The organism is Kitasatospora sp. MBT66 (genome assembly GCF_000710405.2).
Classification (GTDB): domain Bacteria; phylum Actinomycetota; class Actinomycetes; order Streptomycetales; family Streptomycetaceae; genus Kitasatospora; species Kitasatospora purpeofusca.
Genome location: NZ_JAIY01000004.1, coordinates 7696 through 21533, shown reverse-complemented (window position 1 = coordinate 21533; position 13838 = coordinate 7696). Strand labels below are relative to the sequence as shown.

The window sequence follows — 13838 nt, the reverse complement described above, 5'->3', positions numbered from 1 at the left end:
CCGCGGCTGTTCCCGGCCGTTCGCCCGCCGGTGTCCCGGCCGGTGTCCCGGTGGGAGTCCGAGGCCGTGGCGCCGGACACTCGTGTCCTCCGCATGGCGACAGGGCACCACCCCCGGCCCTAACCTTCCACCATGGTGAGCACCCGCACGCCCGGCTTCTCCCGCCCGCGCGGCCGCTCCACCGGCCGGAGCGCGACGCCGACGGCGCCCGTTCCGGCCGTGCCCCCGACCGGATCCGGACGACCGCCCGGCGACCGGGGCCACCGGCCGTTCCCCCGCCAGCGTGGTGAGGAGGGCCCGTCCTCCCCGCCCGATCGGCTGAATCCGGCCCGGCTCGCCGGGCACCGGGGCGTCCAGCTGCTCGGCAGCCTGGTCGCGGCCGGCTGGGCGGCCGGATTCCCGATCGTCTCCGACCTCCCCAACCAGCGGCTGTGGGGGACCCTCGCGGCCCCCGCCTACCTGCTCGCCGGAGTGTTCTGCCTGCTCCTCCCGCGCCGGATCGCGGCCCGCGCCGGGGCCGCGGCGGCCCTGCTCGGCGCCGTCCTGGTGCCGCTGGTGGTCCTCGTGCTGCAGGGGCGCCACCAGTCCGAGGTGATGGTGGTCGAGCGTTCCGCGCGGTTGCTCTTCAGCACCGGCAGCCCGTACCTGCCGGATCCGGTGGTGGTCACCGACTACAACCCCTACCTGCCGGCGATGTCGCTGTTCGGTGTGCCGCGGGCGCTGTTCGGCGACGGCAACGCGCTCGCCCGGCTGGCCGGGGACGCCCGGATCTGGTTCGCGCTGGCCTTCGTCGCCTGTCTGCTGGCGAGCTGGCGGCTGTTGCGGCCGAGCCGGGACCGCGCCCCGCTGCTGCCGCTGACCGTGCTCACCGCCTCGCCGCTGGTCGCGCTGGCGCTGGTGGGCGGCGGGGTCGACCTGCCGTTGATCGGCCTCTGCTGTCTGGCGATGGCGCTGGCCGAGCGGGACCGGACGGTCGCCGCCGGACTGGTCCTGGCCCTGGCCGGGACGCTGAAGTGGACGGTCTGGCCGGCGCTGCCGGTGGCCGTCCTGCTGCTCTGGCGGCTCTACGGCCGGCGCCCGGCCGCCCGGGCCGGGCTGGCCGCGCTCGGCGCGGCGTCCGCCGTGATGGTGCCCTACGTGCTGACCCGGGCCGAGGAGCTGCGCGACCAGGTGGTGCGCTTCCCGCTCGGGCTGACCGCGATCCAGACGCCGGCCGGCAGTCCGCTGCCCGGCAAGGTGCTGGCCGGCTTCGGGCCCACCGGGCACACCGCCTCGCTGGTGCTGCTGACCGTGGGCGGCCTCGGGGTGACGATCTGGCTGCTGGCCCGGCCGCCGGTCTCCGCGATCGCCGCCGCCGACCTGCTGGCCACCGGGCTGGCGATCGCCTTCATGCTGGCTCCGGCCGGGCGGTTCGGGTACCTGGCGCTGCCGGCGGTGCTGGTGATCTGGCCCCGGCTGGCGGCGCGGCGGTGGAGCGGTGCCCGGCCGCCGGTCCGGCCGGCCGCCTGCCTGCTGAACCAGGCCGGGCCCGCCCTACCGGTGCGGTAGGACGGGCCCGGTCGGGGCTCGGCGTCGGCGTCCGCCGGCCCGGGGCCGGTGTCCGCCGTCCGGGGGTCAGCGGTTGCCGGCCGCCTTGATGATCGAGGCGACGGCGGGGCCGGCCGCGTCCACGCCGTGGCCGCCGCCCTCGACCTCGGAGGCGACCGCGAGGTTGCCCCGGTAGGCGGTGAACCAGCTGTTGGTGGTGGCGATGCCGGTGGCCTCGGCCGAGCCGGTCTTGGCGCCCGCGTTGTCGGAGATCCCGGCCATCACGTCCTTGGCGGTGCCGCCGACGGCGGTGGCGGCCATCATCTGGCGCAGCTTGCCGGCGACGTCGGGGCCGAGGTCACGGGGGGCCTTCTGCTGCGGCAGCTCGGCGACCAGGATCGGCTGCTTGAAGGAGCCGCTCTGCACGGTGGCCGTGATCGAGGCGATGGCCAGCGGGTTCATCTGGACCTTGCCCTGGCCGATCGACTGCATGGCCTGCTCGTCCTTGTTGGTGCCGGCGTCCGGCACCACCGCGTCGAAGCTGGGCAGACCGGTCTGCCAGTTCAGGCCGATGCCGTACACGTCCTTGGCCGTGGTGGTCAGCGCGCCCGGCTTGAGGCTGGCCAGGCCCTGGTCGATGAAGGCCGTGTTGCAGGAGATCATGAAGTCCTGCTGCAGGGTGTTGTTCGGGTACGCGTCGGGGAACGAGTTCGGGATCTTCTTCGGGTTGCTGCTCAGGGTCGGGCAGGCCACCGGGGTGTCCGGGTTGACCCCGGCCTCCAGCAGGGCGGTGGAGGTGAGGATCTTCAGCGTGGAGCCCGGGGCGAGCTGGCCCTGGAAGGCCCGGTTCAGACCGGTGACCGGCGCGTTGGCGAAGGCCAGCACCTGGCCGGTGCTCGGCTCGATGGCGACGATCGAGCCCTTCTTGCCGCCCAGGTCGGTCATCGCCTTCTCGGCGGCGGCCTGGAGGGTGTTGTCGATGGTGAGCTTGAACGGCTTCGGGGGCTTCGGGTCGACGATGGTGAACAGCCGGTCGGGCACGCTGTTCTGGTCGGCCGCGTTGGTGATCACCACGCCGGTGCCGTTGTCGCTCTGGTCCTTGTTCTGGTCCGCGAGCAGCTTGGCGACCTTGGCCTGCAGGGTCGGGATCAGCGGGGTGATCGAGGCGCCGGTCAGCGGCTTGTTGTTGCGGTCCACCACGTTGCCGGCGATCGGGGGCAGCGGCTGCACGCCGATCGTCTCGCCCGGGGCCAGGTGCGGGTGGATCACCGAGGGCGCCCAGTGCACGGCCGGGGTGTTGTCGCTCATCTTCACGACGCTCAGGAAGCCGCTGTAGTCCCAGACCCGGTTGGTGCCCTCGAACTCGGCGCGGGCCTTGAAGCCCATCAGCACCCCGGTCGGGGCGGCCGGGGTGGCCGGGGCGGTGGCCGACGGCGAGTCGGTGGCGCCGGGGGTCGGCGCGCCCGAGGCGGTGGCCGGGGGCTTGGGGGCGGCGCTCGGGGAACCGGTGGCCGCGGCGAAGGCCGCCGGGGTGGCCGGGCCGGCCGGGGCAAGGGTGAGCCCGCTCGGCTTCACCTGGTCCCGGAACGCCGTCAGCGCGGTGGTCGCGCCCGCCGGGTCGTCGGTCAGCGAGGCCGCCTTGGCGAGGTCGCCGGCCGCCCACGCGTCCAGGAAGTCCTTGGTGCCGGCTGCCGCCTGCTCGGCGCTCGGGGGCTCGGCGACCACCGTGCGCGCCTTCTTGGCGGCCGGGGCGTCCTTGTCGTCGGAGCCGCCGACGAGGCTGTACGCCCCGTAGCCGCCCGCGGCGAGTACGGCGACGGCCACGCCGGTGATCAGGCCGGTCTTCGCGCCATTGCGCATGGTGATGTTCCCCCAAGGGTCAGGCGGTCGGGCCGCAGCCGGACGAGGCCGGATGCGCGTTCGGAGTCCAGCCTAGGCAGCCGGACTCCGTGCCCCGGCGAATCGGCGGCGTCTTGTGACGGATCTGGTACGTGTCACGCACCACTTCGGTACGCTTCGCCGCCCGGCACCGCCCCCGGCGCGCCCCCGCCGTCAGATCCAGGTGTTGAACCACATCCGCTTGCGCCAGTCCCCCATCGGGATCGTCTCGCCCGTGTACAGGGGGTGGAAGAAGAGGAAATTCCACATGATCAGCAGGACCACCAGGCCCGCCGCCGCCCCGCCGATGATCCGCCGGTCCCGGGAGGCCCCGGCCGGTCCGACCAGCGCGCCCAGCAGCATGGTCACCGCGAGCACCAGGAAGGGCACGAAGCAGACCGCGTAGAACAGGAAGATCGTCCGCTGCTGGTAGGCGAACCAGGGCAGGTAGCCGGCGGCCAGGCCGCAGAGCACCGCGCCGGCCCGCCAGTCGCGCCGGGCCGCCCACCGCCACAGGCAGTAGACCAGGGCGATCACACCGGTCCACCAGAGCAGCGGGGTGCCGATCCCGAGCACCTCGCGGGCGCACTCGCTCACCGTGCAGCCGGCCGTGCCCTGCTTCGGCGACTCGTAGAAGAACGACACCGGCCGGCCCAGTACCAGCCAGCTCCAGGGGTTCGACTGGTAGGTGTGCGGGTCGCTCAGATGGGTGTGGAAGTCGTAGACCGTCGAGTGGTAGTGCCAGAGCGCGCGCAGGCCCTCCGGGATCCACGGGAAGTCGGTGGAGCGGCCGACCGCCCAGTCCCGGCCGTAGCCGCCCTGGTTCGGCACCGTGCTGCTGGCGAACCAGCCCCACCAGGAGGCGATGTAGACGGCCACCGGGACCACCACGAGCGAGACGAAGGCCGGCACCGCGTCCCGGACCAGGGTCCACCGGTAGGGGTGGTCGGCCCCGGCCAGCCGGCGCGAGCCCGCGTCCCACAGCACCGTCAGCAGGCCGAAGGCGGCCGCCACGTACAGGCCGCTCCACTTGGTCGCGCAGGTCAGACCGACGCAGACACCGGCCGCGATGCGGTACGGGCGCCAGCCCAGGTTGAGCCGGTGGGCGATCCCCGCGTCCGGGCCGCCGTCGCCGAGGGCGGTCAGCCGGGCCGCGATCCGGGCCCGGGTGCGGTCGCGGTCCAGCAGCAGGAAGCCGAAGGCGGCGACGATCCAGAACATCACCACCAGGTCCAGCAGCGCGGACCGGCTCATCACGAAGTGCAGGCCGTCCACGGCGAGCAGCAGGCCCGCCACGCAGCCCAGCAGGGTCGAGCGGAACAGCCGGCGGGCGATCCTCGCCAGCATCAGCACCGACAGGGTGCCGAGCAGTGCCACCGCGAACCGCCAGCCGAAGGGGTTCATCCCGAACAGCTGCTCACCGGCGCCGATGATCCACTTGCCGACCGGCGGGTGCACCACGTACGAGGGGTTCGACCGGTACGGGACCGGGCCGCCGGCCATGATCTGCTCGTTGGCGCCGTCCGGCCAGCTGATCTCGTAGCCGCCGTGCCAGAGCGCGTAGGCGTCCTTGGCGTAGTACGTCTCGTCGAAGACGATCGCGTTCGGCGAGCCGAGGTCGGTGAACCGCAGCACCCCGGCGAACAGCGTCACCGCGAGCGGGCCGAGCCAGCCGGCCCAGCGGCAGAGCCAGGACCACAGCGGCGCCGGCAGGGCGAGGCCGAGTCGGAGCAGCAGCGGGGACGGCGGCACCCGCTCCGGGGTGACGCCCGGGCCGTCAGGCATCGGCGGGACCAGGCGCTCGGCCGTGGTCGCGGCGGGCGCCGGGGCGTAGCCGAACCGGGCCAGGCCGCGCAGCCAGGCGGGGCGCGGCGGGGGCGGGGCGGGTATGGAGCCGTCCGGGACGTCCGGGGCCGGGCCGCCCGGTTCGTCCGGACCGCCGTCGGCGGCGTCGCCGGCCGGGTCGCGCGGGCCCGGCAGGGCGGGCGACGGCTGGTCCGCCAGGACCGGCCCGCCGACGCCACCCCGCGCGGTGAGGTCTGTACCAGTGGGCGTCTGCGCCGCCGTGTCGCCGTTCATCCGCCACATGGTAGGGGTGCGTCATGACGGTGGGACCGCTCCCTCCGAAGCTGCCCGAAACGTCACCAAAAGCACCCGGCGGCCGGTTGCTGGAAGGATGGGGTCCGTGACAGGAGTACTCGTACTTGCAGGAACCCCCATCGGCGACGTCGCGGACGCCCCGCCCAGGCTGCTCACCGAGCTCGCCGCGGCGGACGTCATCGCGGCCGAGGACACCCGGCGGCTGCGCCGGCTCACCCAGGCACTCGGGGTGACCCCGGCCGGGCGGGTGGTCTCCTACTTCGAGGGCAACGAGGTCGGGCGCACCCCCGAGCTCGTCGAGGCGCTGCTCGGCGGGGCCCGCGTCCTGCTGGTCACCGACGCCGGGATGCCCTCCGTCTCCGACCCCGGCTACCGGCTGGTGGCCGCCGCGGTGGCCGCCGACCTCAAGGTGACCGCGGTGCCGGGGCCGTCCGCGGTGCTCACCGCGCTGGCGCTGTCCGGGCTGCCGGTCGACCGGTTCACCTTCGAGGGCTTCCTGCCGCGCAAGACCGGCGACCGGGCCCGGCAGCTGGCCTCGATCGCCACCGAGCCGCGCACCATGGTCTTCTTCGAGGCCCCGCACCGGATCGCGGAGGCGCTCGCCGCGATGGCGGAGGCGTTCGGCCCCGAGCGGCCCGCCGCCGTCTGCCGGGAGCTGACCAAGACCTACGAGGAGGTCAAGCGCGGGCCGCTCGGCGACCTGGCCGCGTGGGCGGCCGAGGGGGTCAGGGGCGAGATCACGGTGGTCGTGGCGGGCGCGCCGCCGGCCGCGCCGAAGGAGCTGGGCCCGGCCGAGCTGGCCCGGCTGGTGGCCGTGCGGGAGGAGGCCGGGGAGCGGCGCAAGGAGGCGATCGCTGCGATCGCGGCCGAACTCTCGCTTCCCAAGCGCGAGGTGTTCGACGCGGTGGTGGCGGCCAAGAACGCCGCCGCGGGCGGGGCCGGCTGAGCGGACGGCCGGGAGGCGGTCGGGGCGGTGGCGGGCAATCCGGTCGGGAACGGTCGACGAACGGCCGGGGAACGGTCGGAAAGCGCTTCGGAAGGCGCCTGAGCTGCGAGTACACACGGTTCGTGGGCGAGGTGCCGCCGGGCGCGCGGGCGCGTACCTTGGAGAGAAGGCCCCGGGTAAACGCCCGCCGAGCTGAAGCTTCGGTCGAGGTTTTCGGACAGGACCCACCCTTTCGTATAGGGCTTCCCAACCCCCCTCCAAGTCTTCACAAGACGGGCATCGGCCGGGGCGTTCCGGGCATTTGCTGGGATGGAAAGACCCAGCCGGGCGAGCGCCCGGCGGGCGCTGGGAGACGGCTATGAGCGAGACGATCGGTAGCCCCCGCGGTGGCAACGCCCTGAGCGACCCCGGCCCGAGCAGCGCCGGCCCGAGCGGCCGGGCGCACACCCCCGTCGAGACCGTCCGGGAGGCCTACTCCTTCGTGTGCCTGAGCTGCGGGTACGGCTGGGAGCAGGCGTACGACATCGAGCACCACGTGGCCCGGGACGGGCGCGTCGTGTTCGAGTACCACGCCAACGGAGTCCGGGTGCCGTCGCCGCTGCTCAAGCCGGCCTGCCCGGGCTGCGGCGGCCACACCGTCCGGATCATGCGCGAGGGCCGGGTGGCCGGGCAGGACCAGCCGTGGCAGCACGCCCCCGGGTACTCCTCGCACGCGGAGCCGGCCGTCCCGGCCGACGCGGCGCGGCCGGTGCGGACCGCCCCCTCGGGCGGGCGCTGGGCGCGCTTCTGGGCGCGGATGCGGGGCTGACGGTGGTAGCGGCGGTCGGGCCCGTACCCGGGCCCGACTAAGCTTGCCGACCATGGCGGCCACTGCAGACCACAGCACCACCGGGGGCACCACTCCCGCGTACTACGTCACCACCCCGATCTACTACGTCAACGATCGCCCCCACCTGGGCCACGCGTACACCACCGTGGCGGGCGACGTGCTGACCCGCTGGCACCGCCAGCGCGGCGAGCGGGTGTGGTACCTGACCGGCACCGACGAGCACGGTCAGAAGATCCTGCGCACCGCGGAGGCCAACGGCGTCACCCCGCAGGAGTGGTGCGACAAGCTGGTGGAGGAGGCCTGGAAGCCGCTCTGGCAGCACCTGGAGATCGCCAACGACGACTTCATCCGCACCACCCAGGAGCGGCACACCGCCCGGGTGCAGGAGTTCGTCCAGGACCTGTTCGACAAGGGCGAGATCTACAAGGGCGGCTACTCCGGCCCGTACTGCGTCGGCTGCGAGGAGTACAAGCTCCCCGCCGAGCTGCTCGACGGTGCCACCGAGGGCGAGAAGCTCTGCCCGATCCACAAGAAGCCGGTCGAGTGGCTGGAGGAGGAGAACTACTTCTTCCGCCTCTCCGCGTACGGCCCGAAGCTGCTGGAGTTCTACGCCGAGAACCCCGGCTTCATCGCCCCCGAGACGGCCCGCAACGAGGTGCTGCGCTTCGTCGAGCAGGGCCTGCAGGACCTCTCCATCTCCCGCTCCACCTTCGACTGGGGCGTCCCGCTGCCCTGGGACGACAAGCACGTCCTGTACGTGTGGGTGGACGCGCTGCAGAACTACATCACCGCCGCCGGTTACGGCGCCGACCCGGAGCGCTTCGCCGAGCTGTGGCCGGCCTCGGTGCACCTGGTCGGCAAGGACATCCTGCGCTTCCACGCGGTGATCTGGCCCGCGATGCTGATGGCCGCGGGGCTGCCGCTGCCGAAGCGGGTCGTCGCCAACGGCTGGCTGATGGTCGGCGGCGAGAAGATGTCCAAGTCCAACCTGACCGGCATCTCGCCCACCGATCTGACCTCCCACTTCGGCGTGGACGCCTACCGCTACTACTTCCTGCGGGCGATCCCGTTCGGCACCGACGGCTCGTTCTCCTGGGAGGACTTCACCGCCCGGTACACCTCCGAGCTGGCGAACGACTTCGGCAACCTCGCCTCCCGGGTGGCGGCGATGGTCGGCAAGTACTTCGACGGGGCCCTCCCGGCCGCGCCCGCCCACGGCGACGCCGAGCAGGCCGTCGCGGACGGGCTCGCGGCGGCGGTCGCGACCGCCGACCGGAAGATCGGCGAGGAGCTGGACTTCGCCGGCGGCCTCGCGGCGATCTTCGAGTTCGTCAAGCAGGTCAACGGCTACCTCACCGAGCAGGAGCCGTGGAAGGTCGCCAAGGACGACTCGGCCGAGGGCCGGGACCGGCTGGCCACCATCCTCTACACGGCGGCCGAGTCGCTGCGGGCCACCGCGGTGCTGCTCAACCCCGTCATGCCGGCCACCGCCGAGAAGCTCTGGGACTCGCTGGGCGCCGCCGAGGGCCTGGGCGCGCTCGCGGAGCAGACCGTCGCGCAGGCGGCGCAGTGGGGCCTACTGCCGGTCGGCGCCACCGTCACCAAGGGCGACATCCTGTTCCCGCGCCTCGAGGAGAAGCCGGCCGCCTAGGGCTTGTCCCTGGGGCCGGAGGAGGACGACCGATGCCGAAGAAGGACGACGAGCGGTCCACCCCGCCGCCGCTGCCGGCCCCGCTGGCGGTGGCGGTGGCGGACTCGCACACCCATCTGGACATGCAGTCCGGCACCCCCGAGGAGGGCCTCGCCAAGGCCGCCTCGGTCGGGGTGGCCACCGTCGTCCAGGTCGGCTGCGACGTGCCGGGCTCGCGCTGGGCCGCCGAACTGGCGGCCCGGTTCGAGCAGGTGCACGCCGCCGTCGCCCTGCACCCCAACGAGGCGCCGCGGATCTTCCTCGGCGACCCCGACGGGTGGTCCGGGCAGCGGCGCGAGCCCGGCGGGCAGGCCGCGCTCGACGCGGCGCTGGCCGAGATCGACGCGCTCGCGGCGCTGCCGCAGGTCCGCGCGGTCGGCGAGACCGGCCTCGACTACTTCCGCACCGGGCCGGAGGGCGTGGAGATCCAGAAGGAGTCGTTCCGCCGCCACATCGCGATGGCCAAGCGGCACGGCAAGGCCCTGGTGATCCACGACCGGGACGCCCACGAGGACGTCGTCGCGGTCCTGCTGGAGGAGGGCGCGCCCGAGCGGACCGTCTTCCACTGCTACTCCGGCGACGCGGAGATGGCCAAGGTCTGCGCCGAGCACGGCTGGTACCTCTCCTTCGCCGGCCCGGTCACCTTCAAGGCCAACCAGCCGCTGCGGGACGCCCTCGCGGTCACCCCGCTGGACCGGGTCCTGGTCGAGACCGACGCCCCCTTCCTCACCCCGCACCCCTACCGCGGCCGCCCCAACGCGCCGTACCTGATCCCGGTCACGGTGCGGTCGATGGCGGACACCCTGGGCCTGCACGAGGACGCGCTCGCCACGGCGATCGCGGAGAACACGGCGCGGGCGTTCGGGTACTGATCCGTTCGAACGAATATCTGGTTCAGGAGAAACGGTTCGGCACTCCTGGCGGCTTCCTAGGCTGGCTAGCATGAGTGCAGTGAGGGAGGTGGCCATGACCGCCATGCCGATCGACTGGATGTACCCGCCGTCCCAGGGCTGGACGTACGAGCAGGTCAGGGAACTCGATCTGCCGGTCGACTGGGAACTGGTGGACGGAGCCGTCGTGGTCCGGGGTATGACGAAGTGGTGGCACGACCAGGTACGTGACGAGCTCTATTCGGCTCTTCGCGGTGCGAAGGTCGCGCCCCACGTGGCGAACATAGAGCGATGCGTACTGCTCGACGAGTACAACACCGCCAAACCCGATGTTGTGGTCATCGACAAGACCGGCCTCGATTTCTTCGAGCTGGAGTGCATCCCACCCGAGTCGGTGGTGCTGGCTGTCGAGGTGGTCTCGCCCGGATCCCAGGTCGCGGACCGCTTCCGCAAGCCCGGGCAGTACGCCGACAAGGGCATCCCGTACTTCTGGCGGGTCGAACGGGGTCTGGACGACCTCCCGATCGTCCATGAGTTCCACCGGGACGAGGAGAAAGGCGTCTACCTCCCCGTCGCCCAGCACGAGGGCGTGCTGCGGACCTCGGTGCCGTACCCCGTGGAGATCGACCTCGCGGCGGTCGTCGAGCTGTGAGGGGGCGGGGCGCCCGTATCCTTGGCGGGTGAGCACCACCGACCCCACCTCTGACAGCCACCTGCTCGGCGCCGCGGACATCCGGGCGCTGGCGGAAGCGTTCGGCGTTCGGCCGACCAAGCAGCGCGGGCAGAACTTCGTCATCGACGGCAACACCGTACGGCGGATCGTCCGGGCCGCGGAGGTGACCGGCGAGGACACGGTGGTCGAGGTCGGGCCCGGGCTCGGGTCGCTGACCCTCGCGCTGCTGGAGGTCGCCCGGCACGTCACCGCGGTCGAGATCGACCCGGTGCTGGCCCGCCACCTGCCGGACACCGTGGCCGCCCGGATGCCCGGCAAGGCCGACTCCTTCGACCTGGTGTTCAGCGACGCCATGCTGGTCACCGAACTGCCCGGTCCGGCGCCGACCGCGCTGGTCGCCAACCTGCCGTACAACGTGGCCGTGCCGGTGCTGCTGCACATGCTCGCCACCTTCCCCAGCATCGAGCGGACCCTGGTCATGGTGCAGAGCGAGGTCGCCGACCGGCTCGCCGCCAAGCCGGGCAACAAGGTCTACGGCGTCCCCTCGGTCAAGGCCAACTGGTACGCCGAGGTGAAGCGGGCCGGTGCGATCGGCCGCAACGTCTTCTGGCCCGCCCCCAACGTGGACTCCGGGCTGGTCTCGCTGGTCCGCCACGACCCGCCGAGCACCACCGCGAGCCGCGAGGAGGTGTTCGCGGTCGTCGACGCCGCGTTCGCCCAGCGCCGCAAGACCCTGCGGGCCGCGCTGGCCGGCTGGGCTGGCTCCGCCGCCGGGGCCGAGCAGGCGCTCGCCGCCGCCGGGATCGACCACAAGCTGCGCGGCGAGATGCTCACCGTCGAGCAGTTCGCCGCCATCGCCGAACACAAGCCGGAGTAAGGGTTTCCCAGTGACCGTCACGGTACGCGTGCCCGCCAAGGTCAACGTCCAGCTCGGGGTCGGCGGACTGCGCGCCGACGGCTTCCACGACCTGGCCAACGTCTTCTTCGCGGTCGCCCTCGGCGACGAGGTGACCGCGACGGCCGGCGAACCCGGCGCGGGCGTCACCCTCAGCTGCACCGGGCCGGACGCCGACGCCGTGCCGCTGGACGACAGCAACCTCGCCGCCCGCGCCGCCCGGCTGCTCGCCGCCCACCACGGCCTCGCCGCGACCGACGTCCACCTGCACATCGCCAAGGCCATCCCGGTGGCCGGCGGCATGGCCGGCGGCAGCGCGGACGGCGCGGCCGCGCTGGTCGCCTGCGACGCCCTGTGGAAGCTGGGCACACCCGCCGAGGTGCTGCTGGAGCTCGCCGCCGAACTCGGCTCGGACGTGCCGTTCGCCCTGGTCGGCGGCGTCGCCCTGGGCCGCGGCCGGGGCGAGATCCTGGAGCCGCTGCCCGTCGCCGGCACCTACCACTGGGTCTTCGCCGTCGCCGACGGCGGCCTGTCGACGCCTGCGGTCTTCCGCGAGTGCGACCGCCTTCGCGAGGAGGCCGGCACCGGCTCCGCCGACACCGAGGTGGCCACCCCCGACGCCGACCCCGCGCTGCTCGCGGCCCTCGCCGACGGCGACGCCGTCGCCCTGGCCGCCGCGCTGACCAACGACCTCCAGCCGGCCGCCCTGTCGCTGCGCCCCGCCCTCGCCGCCACCCTGCGGGCGGGCACCGAGGCCGGCGCGATCGGCGCCCTGGTCTCCGGCTCCGGGCCGACCTGCGCCTTCCTGGCCAAGGACGCCGACGCCGCCGAGGCCGTCGCGGCCGCGCTGCGGGCCTCCGGCAGCTGCCGGGCCGCGCACGCCACCCGCGGGCCGGTGCCGGGCGCAGCGGTGACCGCGGGGGAGTAGCGGGGGAGCGGAACGGCAGCGGGGCGGCGGCGGGGCAGCGGCGGTCGCCGGCTCTCGGGCGGGAGGGGAGCCGGGGCGGGCCCACTAGGCTGGGGAGGATCCGGACCTCCGCCCGAGCCCGGACCGTCGAACCCAGGAGCGCAGCACACGTGGCCGTCAATCTCGCCACCATCGAGTCCGTCACGAAGGTGTACGGCACCCGGGCCCTTCTGGACGGGGTCAGCCTCGGCGTCAGCGAGGGGGACCGGATCGGCGTCGTCGGACGCAACGGGGACGGCAAGACCACCCTGATCCGGATGCTCGCCAAGCTGGAGGAGCCGGACGGCGGGCGGATCACCCACGTCGGCGGGGTGGAGATGGCCGTCCTCACCCAGCACGACTCGCTGGACCCCGAGGCCACCATCCGGCACGAGGTCATCGCCGGCCGCGCCGACCACGAGTGGCTCGGCGACTCCCGCATCCGCGACATCATCGAGGGCCTCTTCGGCGGCCTCGACCTGCCCGGCTTCCCCGACGGCCTGGACACCGTCATCGGCCCGCTCTCCGGTGGTGAGCGCCGCCGGATCGCCCTCGCCAAGCTGCTGCTGGGCTCGCCCGACCTGATCGTGCTCGACGAGCCCACCAACCACCTCGACGTCGAGGGCATCGCCTGGCTCGCCCAGCACCTCCAGAACCGGCGCTCCGCGCTCGTCTGCGTCACCCACGACCGCTGGTTCCTGGACCAGGTCTGCACCCGGATGTGGGACGTCCAGCACGGCTCGGTGCACGAGTACGAGGGCGGCTACTCCGACTACGTCTTCGCGCGCGCCGAGCGCTCCCGGATCGAGGCCACCGAGGAGCAGAAGCGCCAGAACCTGGCCCGCAAGGAGCTCGCCTGGCTGCGCCGCGGCGCCCCGGCCCGCACCTCCAAGCCGCGCTACCGCATCGAGGCGGCCAACGCTCTCATCGCCGACGTCCCCGAGCCGCGCGACAAGAGCGAGCTGATGAAGTTCGCCAACGCGCGCCTGGGCAGGACCGTCTTCGAGGTCGAGAACATCACGGTCAAGGCCGGCCCGAAGCTGCTGCTGGAGGACGTCACCTGGCAGCTCGGCCCCGGCGAGCGGATCGGCCTGCTCGGCGTCAACGGCGCCGGCAAGACCTCGCTGCTGCGGGCGCTGCGCGACGCGTACACCTCGGAGGGCGACATCCAGCCCGCCTCCGGCGTGGTCAAGGTCGGCAAGACGGTGCGGCTGGCGTACCTCTCCCAGGAGGTCGCCGAGCTGGAGCCGACCACCCGGGTGCTGCAGGCCGTCGAGCAGGTCCGCTCCCGGGTCGACCTCGGCAAGGGCCGGGAGATGAGCGCCGGCCAGCTGTGCGAGCGGTTCGGCTTCGGCAAGGACAAGCAGTGGACGCCGGTCGGCGACCTGTCCGGCGGCGAGCGGCGCCGGCTCCAGCTGCTCCGGCTGCTGATGGACGAGCCCAATGTGCTCTTCCTCGACGAGC

Annotated in this window: 11 protein-coding genes; 9 read left to right on the top strand and 2 right to left on the bottom strand. The window is 73.4% G+C overall.

Going from position 1 to position 13838, the window contains the following annotated elements; genetic code table 11:
- The first annotated feature begins 132 nt into the window (after positions 1–132).
- Entirely contained in the window at positions 133–1548 is a 1416-nt protein-coding gene (locus tag BI06_RS06920; RefSeq protein ID WP_051740390.1) for a glycosyltransferase 87 family protein, read from the top strand.
- Positions 1549–1614: 66 nt separating this feature from the next.
- On the opposite strand, the gene BI06_RS06915 is transcribed toward BI06_RS06920, so the two are convergent.
- Both BI06_RS06915 and BI06_RS06910 read right to left on the bottom strand, forming a co-directional pair.
- Entirely contained in the window at positions 1615–3387 is a 1773-nt protein-coding gene (locus BI06_RS06915; protein ID WP_051740389.1) for a penicillin-binding transpeptidase domain-containing protein, read from the bottom strand.
- 192 nt (positions 3388–3579) lie between these two features.
- Complete coding sequence (locus BI06_RS06910) at positions 3580–5484, bottom strand: dolichyl-phosphate-mannose--protein mannosyltransferase (protein ID WP_082558413.1); 1905 nt, start codon at positions 5482–5484, stop codon at positions 3580–3582.
- A 97-nt stretch (positions 5485–5581) separates the two neighbouring features.
- Here BI06_RS06910 and rsmI point away from each other — a divergent pair, with 97 nt between their 5' ends.
- From rsmI to BI06_RS06870, 8 genes are all read left to right on the top strand, one after another.
- A complete protein-coding gene (gene rsmI / locus BI06_RS06905) occupies positions 5582–6451 on the top strand; it encodes a 16S rRNA (cytidine(1402)-2'-O)-methyltransferase (RefSeq protein WP_078879911.1) in 870 nt (289 codons plus the stop codon).
- A 358-nt stretch (positions 6452–6809) separates the two neighbouring features.
- Positions 6810–7259 (top strand): hypothetical protein, encoded by a 450-nt coding sequence (locus BI06_RS06900; protein ID WP_030393471.1) that lies wholly within the window; start codon positions 6810–6812, stop codon positions 7257–7259.
- Positions 7260–7311: 52 nt separating this feature from the next.
- A complete protein-coding gene (metG, locus tag BI06_RS06895; protein WP_030393470.1) occupies positions 7312–8931 on the top strand; it encodes a methionine--tRNA ligase in 1620 nt (539 codons plus the stop codon).
- Positions 8932–8963: 32 nt separating this feature from the next.
- A complete protein-coding gene (locus BI06_RS06890; protein ID WP_030393469.1) occupies positions 8964–9842 on the top strand; it encodes a TatD family hydrolase in 879 nt (292 codons plus the stop codon).
- Between the two features lie 70 nt (positions 9843–9912).
- Positions 9913–10512 (top strand): Uma2 family endonuclease, encoded by a 600-nt coding sequence (locus BI06_RS06885; protein ID WP_051740388.1) that lies wholly within the window; start codon positions 9913–9915, stop codon positions 10510–10512.
- Positions 10513–10540: 28 nt separating this feature from the next.
- On the top strand, positions 10541–11410 hold the full coding sequence (gene rsmA / locus BI06_RS06880; protein WP_030393468.1) for a 16S rRNA (adenine(1518)-N(6)/adenine(1519)-N(6))-dimethyltransferase RsmA: 870 nt from the start codon (positions 10541–10543) through the stop codon (positions 11408–11410).
- A 10-nt stretch (positions 11411–11420) separates the two neighbouring features.
- Complete coding sequence (locus BI06_RS06875; RefSeq protein WP_043466495.1) at positions 11421–12356, top strand: 4-(cytidine 5'-diphospho)-2-C-methyl-D-erythritol kinase; 936 nt, start codon at positions 11421–11423, stop codon at positions 12354–12356.
- A gap of 149 nt (positions 12357–12505) precedes the next feature.
- A partial coding sequence (locus tag BI06_RS06870; RefSeq protein WP_043466492.1) for an ABC-F family ATP-binding cassette domain-containing protein occupies positions 12506–13838 on the top strand: 1333 nt, incomplete at its 3' end.